Origin of the sequence: Candidatus Liberibacter solanacearum CLso-ZC1 (assembly GCF_000183665.1) — a bacterium.
GTDB lineage: Bacteria > Pseudomonadota > Alphaproteobacteria > Rhizobiales > Rhizobiaceae > Liberibacter > Liberibacter solanacearum.
The window spans coordinates 485,203-503,619 of the sequence record NC_014774.1; the positions used below are offsets into that span (position 1 = coordinate 485,203).

An 18,417-nucleotide genomic window follows, 5' to 3' on the forward strand; every position below is an offset into this window, starting at 1 on the left:
CCAATTATACTATATTACTTTTTAAGGTATCTCTTACAACATAATGACGTATTAGAGAAGTTATATTTTATGTAAAAATAATATTTTTGTATATTATGTAAGGATTCCTACTGGAAAAAATTGTTTTATATTGAATGTTTGATAGGGATTGATGTCAAATGTTTTTTATTCGAACTTCCTCTCAATCTTTTCATCGTTCAAATATTTTAGGCCAGTTATTAGTAATAGGGCGGATGATTTCTTTAGCAAGTGTGGTGTATTCGGCTGTAAATAGAATTTCGGCAAGATATCCATTACGCAGTTCTATTTTATTGTCGAAGTAAGCAGGATCAATAATTTTTAAAATAACTTCATAATAGTTTTGCGTTTGCGAAGAATCATTGTTCCTTTGTGAAATAATTGGATTAATTGTTTCGATTATTGCTTTGAATTTTTTTTCTCTGATGTCAGGATAATGTGGAAAACGCACGGTAGCTATCTGACCATTTTTGACGCTTTGAATTTGTTGTGGAGCGACTTTTGCTCTGATATGAGTAAGATCACAACGAGGAACTATTTTCATTAAGAGCTGTGATTCTTGTATATAGTTACTAGAAGAAAAACTTTGGTTGTATACAATTGTTCCCATAATCGGAGACAGAATTGTGTGTTGGGATATTTTTTTTTCGAGTATAGTGGCTTTTGAGATTTCATCTATGAGAGTGCGTTGATTATGGTCTAAATCGCGTGATATGTCTTTCAAGTAGTTAGCAAACTCTACATTGGCTTCATCATATAGTTCATTTATATGGCGCAACATAGCTTTCTGTGCATTGAGATCTGTTGTTAATTCAAGTGCACTTTTATGTACAACTCTCTCTTGTTGATTTAATTCGTTTTTGCTAACAACATTATCTTTAAAAAGATTTTTTGTTATTGTTAAATCTTTTTTATGAGATAATAACAGCATATTTGATAGAGATATTTTATCTTCTAGGTCAAGATAATTGGAATAAAGATTGTGCGTACGAGTTAATTTTAGTTTTAATGATCTATATAATTTGGATATCTCATAATTAAAAACCTTGGAACAAGTAGGTGGATAATTACGCAGAAAATCTAATAGTTGTTCGTCGCGTATATCAAAAGCCCTTTTGATGACATCATATTTACTATTTAGGAAATTTAATGCTGAATTGGCGGTATCTATTCGGCATTTGAGATCCGTAATTGATGATTTTTTTAGGTTAAGAAGATCGTTTGTTTCGGTATCTTCAAATGTTAAAAGAGGATCTCCTTGTAGAACTTGGGCACCATTATTCACCTGGAATTTGTTGATGATACCAGAAAAAGGAGATTTTATTTCAACAATATCATTATCATATAAAATTTCTCCAAGAGAAGAAACGCGTATTTCTATAGGAAGCAGAATCGACCATATTATAAGCCCGACGATTCCAATAGTAGAAAGAATAATCGTTTTTGCAAGAGTTGTAAGGTGATGTTTTTTAAAATTTTTCCAAAAAATATTGTACATTATTTTAAGTTTTTATTTGAGTGTTAGCAGATACTTTGGTGTTAAAAATATCTTGTATTGATCCAAAAAAGGGGTCTGTTATAGGATTAAATATCAACGCAAAATCTGATATGTCGATAATTTTAGGATCATGAGAGGCGATGATTATTGTTTTTTTGTTTTCTTTAAATTTTTTGAGAAGCATGTAAAAATTATTTTTCGTTACATTATCTAATTGATGGAGCGATTCATCGATCAAAAGGATTTGAGGATTATGTGCTATGATGCGTGATAAACATATTTTTTGTGCGAGGTTATCGGATATTGCCTGAGAAGGACAAATGGTTTGATATCCATCCTTTAGAGAAGAGATATCATCGTCGCATCCTATAGTTTTTGTTGCTTTTTGTGCTATTTTTAATGAATTTTCATCATTAGATAGGGTAATATTTTCTATAATGTTCATTGGGAACAAAGTGCAATTTTGTGAAAGATAACCAATTTGTGTAGGGAAATATTCGATAAAGTTGCGGGATATCTCTCTATCTCCACATGATATAGTTCCGTTTTCTAAAGAATGTAGTCCAAGCATACAAAGAAAAAAACTAGTTTTTCCGCAATAATTTGGCCCAGAAACAACACAACATGTTCCTTCTGGAATGGTAAAAGATAAATTTTTACAAATAAGGCGAGATGTTTTTTTGTGTCGTAGTGTTATGTTGTTGAAGATGATAGTACTATTTGGTAGTTGTGTGGTGATGGGATGATTTGTTTGATTGGATGAATTTAAAAGATCAGAATTTTTTTTTAAATCTATGAGATATTTCAAAGATTCAAAGCCAATTTTAAGATATTTTTTAGCATTCATCATTTGTTCTAAAGGAGCAATTGCTCGAGTAGTGATAATAGAAGTTGCGATAATGGAGCCGGCTGATAAATTTTGATGGATAACCAACCAAGCACCTGTTCCTAGAATTGATGATTGCAAAGTCATGCGGAGTGTTTTGATCAAGGATATTCCAAAAAAGTTTTTCTTCGCTATGAGTGATTGAGAAGCCTGTGAGGAAAAACGCCTTTGATCCCAGTGTGTTAATAGAAAATCACGTGTAGTAGGAATATGCATGTATTCTGGATTGCTCAGTATTGCTTTGCTAAAATTTATTTCATTTTGTTTATTGGTGGCGTTCCTTTGCTCCAATCGTTCATTCTTTTTTTGAAACAAATAGCTTGTTGTAAGGAGAAGAATTGCGCTTACTATCGCCCAAGATCCTAGCAATGGATGGATACAAAGACTTGATATAATAAATATAGGAGTGAACAGGAGGTCGAAAAAAGCGGGTAAAACAGGTGATCTAATAAATTGTTTGAGTTGATCTAACGCAGAAACTGTTGATAGCAGGGAAGTATGGTCTGAATCATGTTTTTTTATGGTAGTTATGATATAAAATTTAAAAAGACGTTCTATTGAATGAGAGGATTCAATAAACATTCTTGAGCGTATCAAGTCAAAGCCAAAAAAAAGTGCGTAAAGAAAAAGTGTTATAACGCTTAGGGCGATAAGGTTAGTTTGGCTCTGTGCCCCGATGACGCTATCATAAATATGCATCATGTAGAGGGGATTAGTCAAATAAAGAATATTTATGAAAAGACTTGGAAATATAGTAAGAAAAAAAAGAATAATATATTTCTCTAATTTTAAATAAGTATTTTAAATAATACATAAAAATTCCTTTTTATACTATTATAATTAAAAAATTTATTTTAATCATAATATAAAAATTTTATAAAAATTATTTTTAAAAAAAATATGTTGTAAAAATAGATTGTAATGCTATAAAATATATTACTTGAGCTAATTTAGCAATAATGAAAATATATAATATTTATTTAATGGCACTTAATTATAAATAGTCGAAGAATATCATTGGTATAAATTTTAACTTTATTTGAAATATCAATTTGGTAAAAAATAAAATATTAATAATTTCTAGCGGAAGGAGATTCTTATGTTTTTTATTTTAGATATTATAGCTATGAGGTATTGAAAAAGTGGATGATATCAAGCCTGTGTATACCACAGAAAGCATAGCAGATTACTTATTGCGAGATTCATATTGGGCTAATTATTTTTTAAAATATCAGCCTACTGTATATACAGATCATCGATTATCTTTTGACGTGACCGAATTGAATGCTAATGGACAAGAGATTGTTCGTTGGGCGTTTAGAGAATGGTCTAAAGTTGTAAATATTACTTTTGAAGAAACCTCGAATCTATCTGATATTCAATTTAAAAGTAATGATTTTGGGTATATATGTATCCCTAAGAATAATTTCAGATATTTTATGGAAATTAACCTAGATGCGAGAGATGTAGATTTTTATGGAATAGATAAAGGAACTATTTTATCGCATAATGCAATTCATGAAATTGGGCATGCCTTAGGATTGCTTCATGCAGGACCATATAATGGAGGATCGCCAACATATGGGGTTGATAATCAATATGCAAATGATTCTTTTTTAACGTCAGTTATGTCTTACTTTGATCAAAATGAGAATCGTACGACAGATGCTTCTTTTGGTTATTGTGCTACGCCAATGGTTGCTGATATTGTCGCTGTGCAAAAGATATATGGCGCTCCTAAAACACTTGTTGGAGATACTATTCATAAAATTGAAGTTAAACAAGGTTATAGTCCTTTTATTCAAACAATTTATGATTCAGGTGGCAGTGATTTATTAGATGTGCAATCTGTTGGAACGTTTGATAATTATATTGATCTCAATCCAGAATCTTGGTCTAGTATTGGTGGTTACAAGAAAAATGTGACCATCGCACGGGATACTATTATAGAATCGGTTATAGGAGGGGCTGGTAATGACACCATAATTGGCAATAGTGCGAATAATACTCTATTTAAATCTGGTGGGAATGATACTTTCTATGGCGCTGATGGATGGGATGTAATGGTCTATTCTATGCTAAAGAATGACTATAAAATATATCGTTTTAAGAATGAAGCTATTATTTATGATATGTTCAGAAATGAAGTGGATGATATAATAGATGTTGAGTCATTACGTTTTTCTAATGACCAAATTGATTTAGCTGATATAAAACAACAATCTATCTTAGAATATACTGCTTCTTATGGAGATTTGGTACAATGTATAGGCAATGATGTAAATGCATCTAAGAAACATTTTGTTGATTTTGGTCTGCGAGAAGGAAGAGATATCACTTTTAATCCATATTTATATCTTGGTAGTTATGATGATTTACGCCAGGTCTTTGGTTCTGATAAGGATTCTGCGACTCGACACTATATTACTCATGGATTTCGAGAAGGGCGTAATCCAGGATTTATGTATAGGGATGATTCCATGCAACATAGTTTTAGTTTGTCGGAAAAATCGCAAGAGCACAAATATACATCTACTTTTTTTGATCCGAAAGAAGATTTGAGTGAAAATTTTTTTGAATGGCCCAATAGTTTTCAAGATACGATCTTTGATTTTAGTGAATAAATATAAATTGATCAGAAAATAAATTTTTATAGGCTATTGTTGTACTCGTTTGCAAATATTAGAAATAACACACGATTGGCATTGTGGTTTGCGGGCTTTGCAAACATATCGTCCGTGTAGGACAAGCCAATAGTGGGCGTTGTATTGGTGTTTTTGAGGAATAATACGTAATAAAGATTGTTCAACTTGATTAGGAGTTTTGCCAGGGGCCAGTCCAATTCTATTGGCGATGCGAAATATATGTGTGTCTACGCCGATAGTTGGAATTCCAAAAGCCATAGATAGGATAACATTTGCTCCTTTTCGTCCTATTCCAGAGAGTCTTGTTAGTTCTTCTAGTGTTTTGGGTATTTCGCTGTCAAATTCATTGATAAGCGTATGTGATAGGGAAATGATATTTTTTGCTTTTCTACGATAAATCCCGATAGTTTTTATATGATTCTGGAGGTTTTTCTCTCCTATTGCGAGCATTTTTTGAGGTGTATCCGCTATATCAAATAGGGATTTTGTCGCTTTATTGACATTGACATCTGTAGATTGCGCTGACAGTAATACGGCTATGGCCAATGTAAAGTTATTGACATAATATAGTTCTCCTTTAGGTGATGGCCACTTTAAGGAAAAAGGTAAAAAATTTTTTCTAATTCTTCTTGGTTATACAAACATCCTAAGGAATTATTTTCTTGATAACGCTCGTTTTTTTCTGACGAAACCATCATGATCCTCAGCTATAACAAAGAGAAAACTATTCAAGACTATATTATGATCAAAATAGATGATCAGCAAATTATTTTTCAAGATATAATGCGTAAAAGATCAGGATTATATTTATGTTTTAGCAAAAGCCTATAACCTTTAAAGTTCTTCGGGATTTGCTCTTTATATATCCCTCCAGAATGACGGGATTTTACGGTGATCTTTGGTAATTTAAATTTTCTTTTCTCTAGGAAGCATAAATGCAGGAACATTCCCCTTGAATCCTACGGCGCCGATGTCATGTTCTTGGGTATCTTGATACGGCTGAGATATAACCACTTCTTCTTTTGATGGGATACGCGATGTTTGAGAAGAGTATTTTTTTTTCTTATGAGATAATTTCGTTGAAGTGTTTTGTATGTTTTTATTTTTAGTAGTATTACTCCGTTGTGTCTCATCCAATTTTTCTGAGGGTTGTAGAGTCGATAGATCTCCATCGAGCCAACTAATCTTTTTTTCTATTAGCTTTTCAATGGCGTCAATATATTTAACATCTTCGCTTGTGACAAGCGTAAAAGCCTTTCCGGAGCGTCCTGCGCGCCCTGTGCGCCCGATTCTGTGAATATAATTTTCAGGGCGATTTGGAACATCAAAATTGAATACATGTCCAACATCAGGGATATCCAATCCACGTGCTGCTAGATCAGATGCAACCATTAGCTGGATAGTTCCCTCTTTAAAACTATCCAATATTTTAATGCGGGATCTCTGATCCATGTTCCCGTGAATAGCGCAAACTGAAAACCCTTGCTTTTCTAATGCGCAACAAAGACTTGCAACATCTTTTTTTTGATTACAAAAGATAATAGCATTCTTAATTGCATCTTGCTCACGTATTAATTTTTGTACGAGGCCAAATTTTTTAGAATATTGTGGATATGTTGCAACAAAGCAGTGTTCTATAGTTTCAGCAGTCGAATAAGGTGTATTCACTTCAATCCGCTTAGGATTTTGCAAAAATTTTTCAGATACTTTTTGCAACTCTTCTGTCATTGTCGCTGAAAATAGAAGGGTTTGACGAGTAAATGGTATGAGACTGGTAATACTCTGAATATCAGGGATAAAACCCATATCAAGCATTCTATCGGCTTCATCAATAACAAGGATTTCAATGTTGTTCATCAACAATTTGCCTCGATTGAAATGATCAAGAATTCTTCCTGGGGTACATATCAAGACATCTGCGCCTCGTTCTAATTTTTTATTTTGCGTTTCAAAGGGGATGCCGCCGATGAGGAGGGCGATATTTAAATTATAATTCTTCCCATATTTTTGAAAGTTATCTGCAACCTGTGATGCAAGCTCTCTTGTGGGTTCCAATATAAGAGTGCGAGGCATACGAGCACGAGCTCTACCTTTTTCAAGGATAGTCAACATAGGCAATACAAAAGATGCTGTTTTCCCCGTGCCGGTCTGCGCAATGCCACATACATCGTGTCTTTGGAGAACTAAAGGAATGGTTTTAACCTGTATAGGCGTAGGATCAACATATCCCGCGTCTGCAACGGCACAAACAACCTTTGGGCTCAGGCCGAGATCAGAAAAATTCATAAAAAAGCTCTATAAAAACCACAAAAAGGCCCAAATATCCTTATAAAATTACACTTTCTAAGTCTATATCGAAAAAATAAAATATGCAAGGCTATTCTTGCAATATTGAAGAAAAGAAAAGCAGTTAGTTTTCCTTTTCGGTTTGAATATAACTCCTAATTTCCACGATTATTTATACATCTCAGGATGAGGAGATATTGATAAGGATATTTATTGGTCGCTTTTTTGAGTGTAAGATGTTTTTTCAAGAAATGCTATAGGATCTACTGCTATTGCATTTTGTCTTAATTCAAAATGTACTTTTGATATTTTTTTATCATCGCTGATTCTTGAAATGCCAATCGTATGTCCGCGAGATACTTTTTGCCCTTTTTGGACATACGGCGTATTGATATGGCTGTAAACAGTTACCATCTCATTATCATGACGGATTAAAATCATATCTCCCAATTCTATAAGATCATTTCCTACATAAATAACGATACCATCTTTTGCTGCTCTTATTGGTGTATTAGGAGGAACCAAAACATCAATACCATTATTATTTTTTACAAAATTGACTATATTTCCTTTAACCGGCCATAAATAACCTTCAGATTTATTTTGGTTATTTTCAATAGTTTTTACAGTACTTTTGGGAAAATTGTTTTTTGTTTTTTGATTTTTTATCGGGTGAATCTGGGGGGAATAGTTATTTTTTTTATACTGAATATGTTTGATTTTTTGGTTATTTTTCACTTTAAAAGCGGGGGCTATATTTCCTGATTTTTTTGGATTGTTTTTTTTATATTTTGGTATTTTTCTTGTATGCGAAATATTTTTTTTACTAGAATTCGGTGATTTATTTTCTATACAATTATTAAGATGCAAGCTATTGTTATCAGGAGGAAATAATAAACATTTATTCGGTAAAGGAATTTTTTTACTTAAATACATGCTACTATAAAGGTTATTTTTATCAACAAAACCTTTTTTTGCAAGAAGGGTATTTTGATCAATTGTTTTATTATTAGTATTACTTGGATATTCCTGTTTAGTTGGAAGTGGAATTGGAATAACCTGTTTTTCAGGGTTGTTTTTTTGTTCTACTAATCTATTATGATAGTTGGTAATTTTACTAGGTAGTACTAAAATATTTTCTGCATTTGTTTTGTCACTTGTCGAAACTAATATTAACAGAAAACAGAAAATAGTCTTCGCTAAAATTTTATAATATTTATTTATATATCTATAAAATACGTTCATTGGCTTCCCTTTATTTATATGGGGAATATAAGGTTATCAAAGTTTATATTTGAGTGAAAATATAAAAATCTACTTCATTTCATAAATATATTTTCCTAAAGATCAGAAATTTCTTTCTTATAAAAGAAACTTATTAGGGCAAATGTTTGTTTATTTTATACTGCAAAATAATTTTTTGAGAGTATTTTTATTATTTTATAAAAAAGATCCTATTATTCCGCACCATGATTATTCTCCCTCAAAATAATTTGACGAACATTCTATCGTTCTACGTATGTAAAATCATATTTCAAAAGATAGGGATATACATTTTTGCGAATCATAATCTGTAAGATCGGTTTTAATAGGAGTGACCGAAATCATGTCGTTTTGTATAGCAAAAACATCAGATTTTTCGCACATAGTTTCTGAACGATCACGAAAATCCAAGGAATAATGCGATAAATTTCCATCTTCAGAAATTTGTTTTGCGTCAATTGAAAAATAAGGCTTTCCTTGCGCTGTGACTACTGCTCCTCTTACGTTTTGTGGAGAACAGCGAGGAAAGTTGATATTAAAGAGAGTACTATTAGGAATATTGGCTTTCAATAATTGCTGTAGAATTTTAGGTGCATGTGTCTTTGCCACTCCCCAAGGAATCATATTTTCATAGGTATAAGCTTGACTCAGAGCAAAGGAGCGAATTCCTTGTAAACTTCCTTCAAAAGCAGCTGCTAATGTTCCGGAATACGCAACATGGTTGGAGGTATTGGTCCCGACATTTACGCCAGATAAGATTAAATCTGGTTTTTTCCCAGGTATTTTCTGGAGAGCTACGACGACACAATCAACAGGTGTTCCATGGATTGCAAAGCGTTTTTCACTGATTGTACGGCAAGCTAAACTTCTAGAGACTGTTAAAGAATTTGCCAAACAGCTTTGATCCATTTCTGGAGCACATATCCATATATCGTTTGAGATGCTTCTGGCTATATCTTCTAAGGCTATTAATCCTTTGGATTGAATTCCATCATCATTGGTAAGTAGGATTCTCATCTATTACTCCATAATATGTTCTTTTTAATGACTTCTAAATTATGCATATATGGCCTCAGAATAGTTGGTATGGTAACTGATCCATCTTTATTAAGGTAGTTTTCTAAAATTGCAATAAGACAACGTCCTACTGCTACTCCTGAGCCATTGAGTGTATGGGTAAATTTTAAAGATTTATTGAATGAATCACGGTATCGAGAGTTCATGCGTCGAGACTGAAAGCTCCCGCAATTGGAACAAGAAGAAATTTCACGATAAAGATTTTGACCAGGCAACCATACTTCTAAATCATAGGTTTTACATGCACTAAATCCAAGGTCTCCTGAGCATAATGATACAATGCGATAATGCAAATCCAGCTTTTTAAGAACTTTTTCTGCACAAGATAACATACGTTCATGCTCTATATGGGACTCTTCTTCTTTAGTTATAGAGACGAGTTCGCATTTCCAAAATTGGTGTTGTCTTAACATGCCGCGTGTATCTCGACCGGCAGATCCAGCTTCTGATCTAAAAGAGGGGGCTAAGGCTACAAGACGTAACGGTAAAAGATTAAAATCTATTATTTCGTTAGAAAAGATGTTAGTCAAACTCACTTCAGACGTTGGAATAAGCCAGCGTCCATCGGTTGTACAAAACATATCATTTGCAAACTTGGGAAGCTGTCCTGTGCCATACATGGCTTCATCCCGCACTAATAAAGGGGCAGATACTTCCGTATAACCATGTTCTGAAGTATGAAGATCTAGCATAAATTGGCCTAATGCTCTCTCTAAAAGGGCAAGATGGCTTGCTAATATAGAAAAACGCGCTCCTGATAATTTAGCAGAACGATCAAAATCCATCAAGCCAAGCTCTTCTCCGATTTCAAAATGTTCTTTAGAAAGATGTATTGCATTGGGTTTATTTCCTACGGAACGTATCAAGATATTTTCTTTTTCATTTGCACCGATAGGAACATCTTCTAGGGGAATATTGGGGATACAGGAAAGAATTTGATTCAACGAAGATTTTATTTCATTCTCTTTTGCTTCAAGCAAGGGTAATTGTTCTTTTATAGTGGATACCTCGGCTTTTATTGTATCCGCAAGTAGTAGATTTCCTTTTGCTATAGCTTGTCCAATTTGTTCGGACTTGGAATTGCGCTGTGCTCTTATCTTTTCAATTTGTCTTATAAGGGAACGATACTGCGTATCTAAGGATAAAATGCATTCAGATTGAGGTTCAAGATTGCGTTTCTTTAAAGCTATATCAAATGTGTCTGGATTTTGGCGAATCCATTGTATATCCAGCATCTTATTTTCCTATAATCCGATAATAAAATAATAACTATTTTATAATTCAGAAATGTTTGTACAGAGGTTGGCATATTCTGCTGATTTTACGCTATAGATAGTTAATAGAGGAGGAGGTTAAAGAAGGCAAGTGCGATTTCCAAAAGATCATTACTATACTAAAAGATTCAAAAAAAATAATTTTGAAATAACACTATAACGCTTAATTAGAACAATAATCCGCAAAATAAACCTATACGTCTTGTCTGTTGGTCTATTTGTCTCTTTGCAAAAATTTTATTATCTTAGATAGGGATAGCTTACAAGGAGAATGGAATAGAAATATGTCTTTTATTTTACAATTCTTCTTTTCTCATTGCAAGATTTATTGGATGTTTTTTTTTATTTTCTTCTGTTGTATCTTTAGACGTTTGTTTTTTCCTCGTAGGTTTTATTTCCAAATCTTTTTTGAGGGGGGTGGAAGAGTTAGGAGATATATTGCGCTGACTTTTGTAAATTTCAGAAAAAGCTTTGCGTATTCTTTTATATGAATTTATGGGATTGCGTATTAATGACCAGAAATAGTGAAAATTAAGTGTCAATATAATACATAATACTACGATAGTTAAAATATCAAACACATTTACGTTTAACATCCTATTATTCCCTAATGTTCTACGATCTTCTTAAATACCAACGAACTTTATCATATTATGAAGAAGATATCCATCTATGATAATTTAATATATTAGATGTAGTATATGATTATTTTCTTTACGTGATGATAGTGCGGCATCTTTCAACGAGTGATGATTTGATAATCATGGGAGTTAATGAAATGAGTTCGTTGTTTTTTCAAAAAGCATTTGATATCTTATTTTTATCAGTATTTTCATGATCTTATAATTTTTCATTTCCCGATTAATTCGGATATTTCATTGATCATTAGCTAAATTATCAAGATAAATATGATGCAAAGAGGATTTCATTATAATTTTATAGCAGGTTTTTAACCTTATTAATACAAATATCTTTCAAGTGATATTTACAATGCATATTGTGTCTTTGAAATTTTGGTAGAAGCGTTTTCCACCGTGTAAACAGAGAAGTGTAATAGGAGATTTTCTTTGAATGATTGAAAAAGATTCCTTTGAAAATGCAATATTTAAAGCTCTTGTAAAAAGCTTACTTGAGGAAAAAATTATACTTTCAAAAGTTATTCGTAAGACAAGAATAGCAATGCGCAAGAGAAAAGCAGTATGATGAAAAAGAATTTTTCTATTATTATGTTTACCGTATTTTCTCTTAGTCTCTTTCTTTCTTTTTTCTTATTCTAGCATTTTTTTAAAAAAGAGATATGCAAAGAAATACTATATTTTTTGCTGATTTTTTTGTATTTTTGGCATTAATTATGGATTATTTTATTGGAATATACTTTTTTCTTTTAGCTCTAAGAGACTAAAACGGCTTCAAGTGGTGAGATCTAGGGATGTTCATACCCGTAGAATCTCTTTTTAATTGTAATATGAAAACAATTATTTTTCAGTGAATTTTTTATTTTCTAGGGATAAGGGAAAATATATTTTTTTTGCTCGTCTTTCAAATGCTTTCACAAAAGCAGAGAAAGCAGGTTCGAATATTGCTCTAAGCATTTTATCAAAAAGACGATTTTGGAGTTCATATTTTATAGAGAAGCGTACTATACATTTACTCCCAGAAATTTCTTCAAAATACCAATCATTTTCTAGAGAATTAAATAAGTTTTTAAGGTGTCTAACAGAGATGCGATTCTGATGTTCATCGATTTGTACCCGTGTTACGAAAGTTTCTTGTATTCCTACATAACTTATTTTCATACTGGCTATGAGTATTTTATCGCTACCTCGCTGCTCACTTTCATGGATTACGAGTTCTTTGCAAAGAGGTACAAATTCAGGGTATTTTTCTACATCAGCCACCAAGTCAAACATTTGTTTGGAACTATAGTTAACGATACGATCAGCCGTAAAATGATGCATGAGATGGATGATTAACCTTTGTGATCTTATATTAACGGAATGAAATGCTTTATTTTTTTGAAATTTGCCTTGATTTTTTCTTATGAAAATTGTTTTTCACGGGCTTTTTTCAATTTTAAGAAATCATCTCCCGCATGATAAGAAGAGCGGGTAAGGGGGCTTGCAGAAACCATTAAGAATCCCTTTGTATAAGCGATAGTTTCATAAGATTTAAAATCTTGTGGCGTGATAAAGGATTCTACTTTGTGATGTTTGCGTGTTGGTTGTAGATATTGCCCCATAGTTAAAAAATCGACTTCAGCAATACGTAAATCGTCCATTAGTTGCAATATTTCATTTCTTGTTTCTCCTAGACCAAGCATGATACCGGACTTAGTGAACATAAGAGGATCTAATTCTTTTACACGTTGCAGTATTCTTAGCGAATGGAAATAACGAGCGCCAGGACGAACCGTCAGATATTTTGAGGCTACTGTTTCGAGATTGTGATTGAATACATCGGGTTTTGCTAAAACAACTTTTTCCAAGGCATGGGGTTTGCGTAAAAAATCAGGTGTAAGCACTTCAATGGTTGTGGATGGAGAAGTTTTTCTTATCGCAGAAATTACTTCTGCAAAATGTTGTGCGCCACCATCTTCAAGGTCATCACGATCCACCGATGTAATAACTACATGGGATAAACCCATGGATTTAACGGCCCAAGATATGTTTGTAGGTTCTTGCAAATCTAATGATTTTGGTTTTCCTGTAGCAACATTGCAAAATGCACAAGCCCTTGTGCAAATTGATCCCATGATCATAAAAGTAGCATGGTTTTTATTCCAACATTCTCCAATATTAGGACAACCTGCTTCTTCGCAAACAGTAGTTAAGTTACGAGATCGTAGAATTTTATAAGTATCTTTATATCCGTCTGATACGGAGGCGCGAACACGAATCCAAGCAGGTTTCTCCATTCTTTCTGTATCAGCATTAGATGCTTTTTCAGGATGTCGAATCCTTTCTCTACTTGCAGTCACATGTGATGCATGTTTTTTTCTATCGATTGTATTAAATACTGTAACCATAAATTTTTCCAATAGATCTGAGAGAATGCGAAGTATTTTTGTTACCTAATTAACAGACAATTTCTTTTTACAACAAAAACATTGTAATGCGACGATTACTTAATAAACGATAATCATTGATTTCAACAAATAATCATCTGATTTTCCCCGTAAAGTTGGTGAGAATAAATTTTAGAATGTTTCATTATTAGATCTAAATAATTTTTTTCTAAAAATGGTAGTAATAGTCATTATTTTAAGAATGAATAGCACGTCCATAAGCATCAAGAATACTTTCTTTCATTGTTTCAGAGAGTGTAGGATGTGGGAAAATAGTATGCATCAACTCTTCCTCTGTAGTTTCTAGATTCATCGCAATAGAAACACCTTGAATAAGTTCAGTGACCTCTGGTCCAACCATATGAACCCCTAACAATTCTCCCGTCTTATTGTCAAAAATGGTTTTTATCATCCCAGCATCTTCTCCAAGTGTGATAGCTTTGCCATTTGCGGAAAAATTGTGTTTACCAACGCGAATATCCAGACCTTGCTCTCTAGCCTTTTCTTCTGTAAGACCAATAGATGCAATCTGAGGATTACAATAGGTACATCCAGGAATTTTTGTTTTATCAATCGGAGAAACATTGGATATTCCAGCTATTTTTTCGATGCATATTATTCCTTCATGTTCAGCCTTATGAGCTAACATTGGTGCTCCAGCCACATCTCCAATAGCATAAATACCGGGAATATTAGTGTTTCCATAATCATCTATAACAATGCAGCCATTATTGGTTTTAACACCTAATTCTTCCAAGCCAATGTTTTCAATGTTGCCCTGAACACCAGCAGATAATAAAAGCCGTTCGGCCTTTAAAGAAGAAACTGAACCATCTTTATTTTCCACTTGAACAGATACTGTATCTCCTTTTGTTTTTATATTAGAAATTTTTGATTCAGTTAGTATTTTAATCCCTCTATTCTGGAGAGATTTCTGGACAAACTGTGATATTTCTAAATCTTCTGTAGGTAAAATTCGGTCTTTTACCTCGATGAGAGACACGTCTACATTTAAAGATTTATAGAAAGAAGAAAATTCAACTCCAATAGCACCGGATCCCATAACAATAAGGGATTTAGGTGTTTTAGATGGTTTTAATGCATCAAAATAAGTCCATACTAAATGACCATCTGGTTCTATCCCCGATATATTGCGTGGACGAGCTCCTGTAGCAATAATAATATGCTTAGCTGTGTAAGTATCTTCCCCTAAGATTTTTTTAGGAATAGGGTGTTGTGGTTGTACTGCTGGCTTAGAAGATTTTGATACGACGATTTCGGATGGAGTTTTTAAAACCGCCTTACCCCAAATAATATCAATTTTGTTTTTATGCATTAAAAACTCTACGCCGCGGTTTAATCGATGTGAAATATTGCGAGAACGCTTGACGATATCTTCTATATTGGATTTAATTTTTCCCTCTATGTTTATCCCATAATGTTGTGCATTCTTGATGTGATCAAACATTTCAGCGGAACGTAAAAGGGATTTGGTTGGAATACATCCCCAATTTAAGCAAATACCCCCTAGGCTGTCATATTCAACGATAGCTACCTTGAAGCCCAATTGTGCAGCGCGTATGGCGCAAACATATCCAGCAGGCCCTGAGCCGATTACAATTACTTCATAGGATTTTGACACTAATTCCTCCGTTTTATGGCCTCTGATTAGTTTATACAAAAAATTGCTATAGTAACATCCAAGCAGGATTTTCTATGTATTCTTTAAATTTAGCTAATAATTTTGACGCAACAGCTCCATCAACTGAACGATGATCTGCTGATAGAGTGGCGTTCATGATCGTTACTACTTTTATTGCACCATTCTGGAATATAGGTTTCTGCACTCCAGCTCCTATAGCGAGGATCGTTGATTGAGGTGGATTAATCACAGCGCAAAAATTACTGATACCAAACATACCCATATTGGATACCGAAGTTGTTCCCCCTTGATATTCTTGGGGTTTAAGTTTTCGTTGTTTGGCTCGTTGAACGAGCTGTTTAACTTCCAAAGAAATATCAGAAATACTTTTTTTATTTACTTGACGAACAATAGGGGTCACAAGCCCTCCTGGAATGCTTACGGCAACGCTGATGTCAATATTCTTATGACGAATGAGAGCATTTGTCGTCCAAGAAACATTAGCTTCTGGAACTTGTAACATTGCTAAGGAAAAAGCCTTTAAAATCACATCATTTACAGAAATCTTGTTAATATTTTCCTTTTTATTAGATTGTGCAAATAGATTCATTTGCTGTCTTAAAGAAAGAAGATTATCAATATTACAATCAATAGACACATAGAAATGCGGTATAGTCTGTTTAGATTGCTGAAGTCGAGAAGCAATAGTTTTGCGCATGTTATCATGCGGGATGATCTCATAGGAATTAGGGGCAAAGAGTCTCATAATATCGTCATCAACAGATGAATTCATCGATTCTATACTTGCAGATTGTGCGGTTGATGCATGTTTGACGCCTGTATTGTGTAAAATAAGCTGTTCAATATCATTTTTAACTATGCGACCGCGTGGCCCAGAACCGGAGACCGATGAAAGGTCAATGCCGTTTTCTTTTGCAAGACGACGCGCAAGAGGTGAAGAGGCGGGAAAGTCTTGTCCGCATACTTTTTTTTCTGTGGGGGCAAAAGAAGAGATAGCGGGATCAGAGGATTCTTTTTCTATTTCGACGAAATTTTTTTCTGGCAAAATAGGAGCAGGAGCGCCCCCATCACAATCTATCAAAATATTCAATATAGGACTATTCACCTTAATGTTTTCAGTTCCTTCTGAGGTAAGGATTTCGTGCACGACTCCTTCATCTACAGATTCAAACTCCATGATTGCTTTATCTGTTTCAATTTCACAGATAATATCTCCTGGATATATTTTATCGCCCTTTTTTACCAGCCATTTTGCCAATTTACCTGTTTTCATAGTTGGGGATAAAGAAGGCATAGTTATTGTATTTATCATAATTAGACTTTCGCTTTTCGTTTGTAACAAACAGATTCAATAGATTCAATGATTTCGTCCACATTAGGAAGAGCGAGTTTTTCAAGATTTGAAGCATACGGCATTGGAACATCCTTACCTGTAATTGTCAGTATAGGGGCATCAAGATAATCAAAAACCTCTCTTTGTACGCGATTAGCGATTTCAGAGCCAACCGATGATTGAGGATAGCCCTCTTCAACGGTTACCAGTCTCCCTGTTTTTTTCACTGATTCAAATATTGTTTGCCAATCTATTGGGCGGAGAGTACGAAGATCAATCAGCTCTACATCTATGCCAATTTCTTTTAATTCAGTCATTGCTTTGAGGGCATATGTCATTCCAATGCCAAAAGAGACTAAAGTAACATCATTCCCTGGACGATGGATGCGCGCCTTACCAATTGGAATTATAAAATTATCCGCCACAGGAACTTCGAAACTGGAGCCATAGAGAATCTCATTTTCGAGAAAAATAACAGGATTAGGATCACGAATAGCTGCTTTCAGAAGCCCTTTAGCATCAGATGCCGTATATGGCATGATAACCTTTAAGCCTGGAATATGACTATACCAAGCAGCATAACATTGAGAATGTTGCGCCCCAACGCGTGCTGCAGCTCCATTAGGACCACGAAATACAATGGAAGTTGTGATTTGTCCACCAGACATGTAGCGAGTTTTAGCCGCTGAATTAATAATTTGATCGATTGCTTGCATCGCAAAATTAAACGTCATAAATTCTACAATTGGTTTTAAGCCTGCAAGGCTTGCTCCGATTCCAATACCTGTAAATCCATGCTCAGTAATAGGTGTGTCAATAATTCTTTCAGAGCCAAATTCTTGTAAAAGCCCCTGGGTTACTTTATAAGCCCCCTGATATTCAGCTACTTCTTCGCCCATGACAAATACATCTTTGTCGTGACGCATTTCTTCCGCCATAGCATCACGCAATGCCTCTCGTACAGTCATAGAAACTGTCGGGATATTTTCATATGATTCAAGTGTATTTGAAGAATCTTTAGTATTTTTCTGAGAGACTTGATAATTAATAGTATCATCTTTTTTGATGGGAACGGATGGTACTGAGCGTTCGATTTTTTTAGATATCGTAATAGAATCTGACTGTTTTGATAGGATTTTTTCAATATCTGCAACAGTTTCGCCCTCTTGGAGAATGGCGGCAATAGGAGTGTTGACCTTTACGTTCTGCGAACCTTTTGGAAAAAATATCTTTCCAAGAAATCCCTCGTCTATGGACTCAACTTCCATAACTGCTTTATCAGTTTCGACCTCACAAATGATATCCCCCTGTTTGATAGGGTCTCCTTCATTTTTTTTCCACTCAGCGATATTCCCTTCCGTCATTGTGGGAGAAAGAGAAGGCATTGTTATTAAAATCGGCATTTTTATT

General features: G+C 33.9%; 14 protein-coding genes and 1 pseudogene. 2 read left to right on the forward strand and 13 right to left on the reverse strand.

Annotated elements, in window-relative coordinates; all coding sequences use genetic code 11:
- Window positions 1-190: 190 nt before the first annotated feature.
- Both CKC_RS02220 and CKC_RS02225 read right to left on the reverse strand, forming a co-directional pair.
- The gene (locus CKC_RS02220; protein WP_013461858.1) at window positions 191-1,516 is read right to left on the reverse strand and encodes an HlyD family secretion protein; all 1,326 of its coding nucleotides are present in this window, start codon (window positions 1,514-1,516) and stop codon (window positions 191-193) included.
- A gap of 4 nt (window positions 1,517-1,520) precedes the next feature.
- Window positions 1,521-3,104 (reverse strand): ATP-binding cassette domain-containing protein, encoded by a 1,584-nt coding sequence (locus tag CKC_RS02225; protein ID WP_244391986.1) that lies wholly within the window; start codon window positions 3,102-3,104, stop codon window positions 1,521-1,523.
- A gap of 440 nt (window positions 3,105-3,544) precedes the next feature.
- Here CKC_RS02225 and CKC_RS02230 point away from each other — a divergent pair, with 440 nt between their 5' ends.
- Window positions 3,545-5,026, forward strand: a complete 1,482-nt coding sequence (locus CKC_RS02230) for a M10 family metallopeptidase (RefSeq protein WP_013461860.1) — start codon at window positions 3,545-3,547, stop codon at window positions 5,024-5,026.
- 33 nt (window positions 5,027-5,059) lie between these two features.
- Here CKC_RS02230 and nth read toward each other — a convergent pair.
- The 6 genes and pseudogenes from nth to CKC_RS02260 all read right to left on the reverse strand — a co-directional run bounded on the left by nth (window position 5,060) and on the right by CKC_RS02260 (window position 11,543).
- Window positions 5,060-5,745 (reverse strand): annotated as a pseudogene (gene nth / locus CKC_RS02235) (endonuclease III).
- 208 nt (window positions 5,746-5,953) lie between these two features.
- Complete coding sequence (locus CKC_RS02240; RefSeq protein WP_013461863.1) at window positions 5,954-7,333, reverse strand: DEAD/DEAH box helicase; 1,380 nt, start codon at window positions 7,331-7,333, stop codon at window positions 5,954-5,956.
- Window positions 7,334-7,543: 210 nt separating this feature from the next.
- Window positions 7,544-8,578 carry a murein hydrolase activator EnvC family protein gene (locus CKC_RS02245; protein ID WP_013461864.1) on the reverse strand — a complete coding sequence of 345 codons (1,035 nt, stop codon included), beginning with the start codon at window positions 8,576-8,578 and terminating at the stop codon, window positions 7,544-7,546.
- Window positions 8,579-8,860: 282 nt separating this feature from the next.
- Complete coding sequence (gene surE / locus CKC_RS02250; RefSeq protein ID WP_013461865.1) at window positions 8,861-9,613, reverse strand: 5'/3'-nucleotidase SurE; 753 nt, start codon at window positions 9,611-9,613, stop codon at window positions 8,861-8,863.
- Window positions 9,610-10,908, reverse strand: coding sequence for a serine--tRNA ligase (gene serS, locus CKC_RS02255; protein ID WP_013461866.1), 1,299 nt, complete (start codon window positions 10,906-10,908; stop codon window positions 9,610-9,612). The genes surE and serS overlap by 4 nt, the downstream gene beginning before the upstream one ends.
- A 335-nt stretch (window positions 10,909-11,243) precedes the next feature.
- Window positions 11,244-11,543, reverse strand: a complete 300-nt coding sequence (locus tag CKC_RS02260; protein WP_013461867.1) for a hypothetical protein — start codon at window positions 11,541-11,543, stop codon at window positions 11,244-11,246.
- Between the two features lie 475 nt (window positions 11,544-12,018).
- Between CKC_RS02260 and CKC_RS06380 the strand changes: the two genes are divergently transcribed.
- Window positions 12,019-12,150: a hypothetical protein gene (locus CKC_RS06380; protein ID WP_013461868.1), complete on the forward strand. Its 132-nt coding sequence runs from the start codon at window positions 12,019-12,021 to the stop codon at window positions 12,148-12,150.
- A gap of 272 nt (window positions 12,151-12,422) precedes the next feature.
- Here CKC_RS06380 and CKC_RS02265 read toward each other — a convergent pair whose 3' ends face one another.
- From CKC_RS02265 to CKC_RS02285, 5 genes are all read right to left on the reverse strand, one after another.
- On the reverse strand, window positions 12,423-12,905 hold the full coding sequence (locus tag CKC_RS02265; RefSeq protein WP_013461869.1) for a type II toxin-antitoxin system RatA family toxin: 483 nt from the start codon (window positions 12,903-12,905) through the stop codon (window positions 12,423-12,425).
- Window positions 12,906-12,985: 80 nt separating this feature from the next.
- Complete coding sequence (lipA, locus tag CKC_RS02270) at window positions 12,986-13,972, reverse strand: lipoyl synthase (protein WP_013461870.1); 987 nt, start codon at window positions 13,970-13,972, stop codon at window positions 12,986-12,988.
- Between the two features lie 235 nt (window positions 13,973-14,207).
- On the reverse strand, window positions 14,208-15,653 hold the full coding sequence (gene lpdA / locus CKC_RS02275; RefSeq protein WP_013461871.1) for a dihydrolipoyl dehydrogenase: 1,446 nt from the start codon (window positions 15,651-15,653) through the stop codon (window positions 14,208-14,210).
- 46 nt (window positions 15,654-15,699) lie between these two features.
- Window positions 15,700-16,986 (reverse strand): pyruvate dehydrogenase complex dihydrolipoamide acetyltransferase, encoded by a 1,287-nt coding sequence (locus CKC_RS02280; RefSeq protein ID WP_013461872.1) that lies wholly within the window; start codon window positions 16,984-16,986, stop codon window positions 15,700-15,702.
- 2 nt (window positions 16,987-16,988) lie between these two features.
- On the reverse strand, window positions 16,989-18,410 hold the full coding sequence (locus CKC_RS02285; protein WP_013461873.1) for a pyruvate dehydrogenase complex E1 component subunit beta: 1,422 nt from the start codon (window positions 18,408-18,410) through the stop codon (window positions 16,989-16,991).
- Window positions 18,411-18,417: the final 7 nt, after the last annotated feature.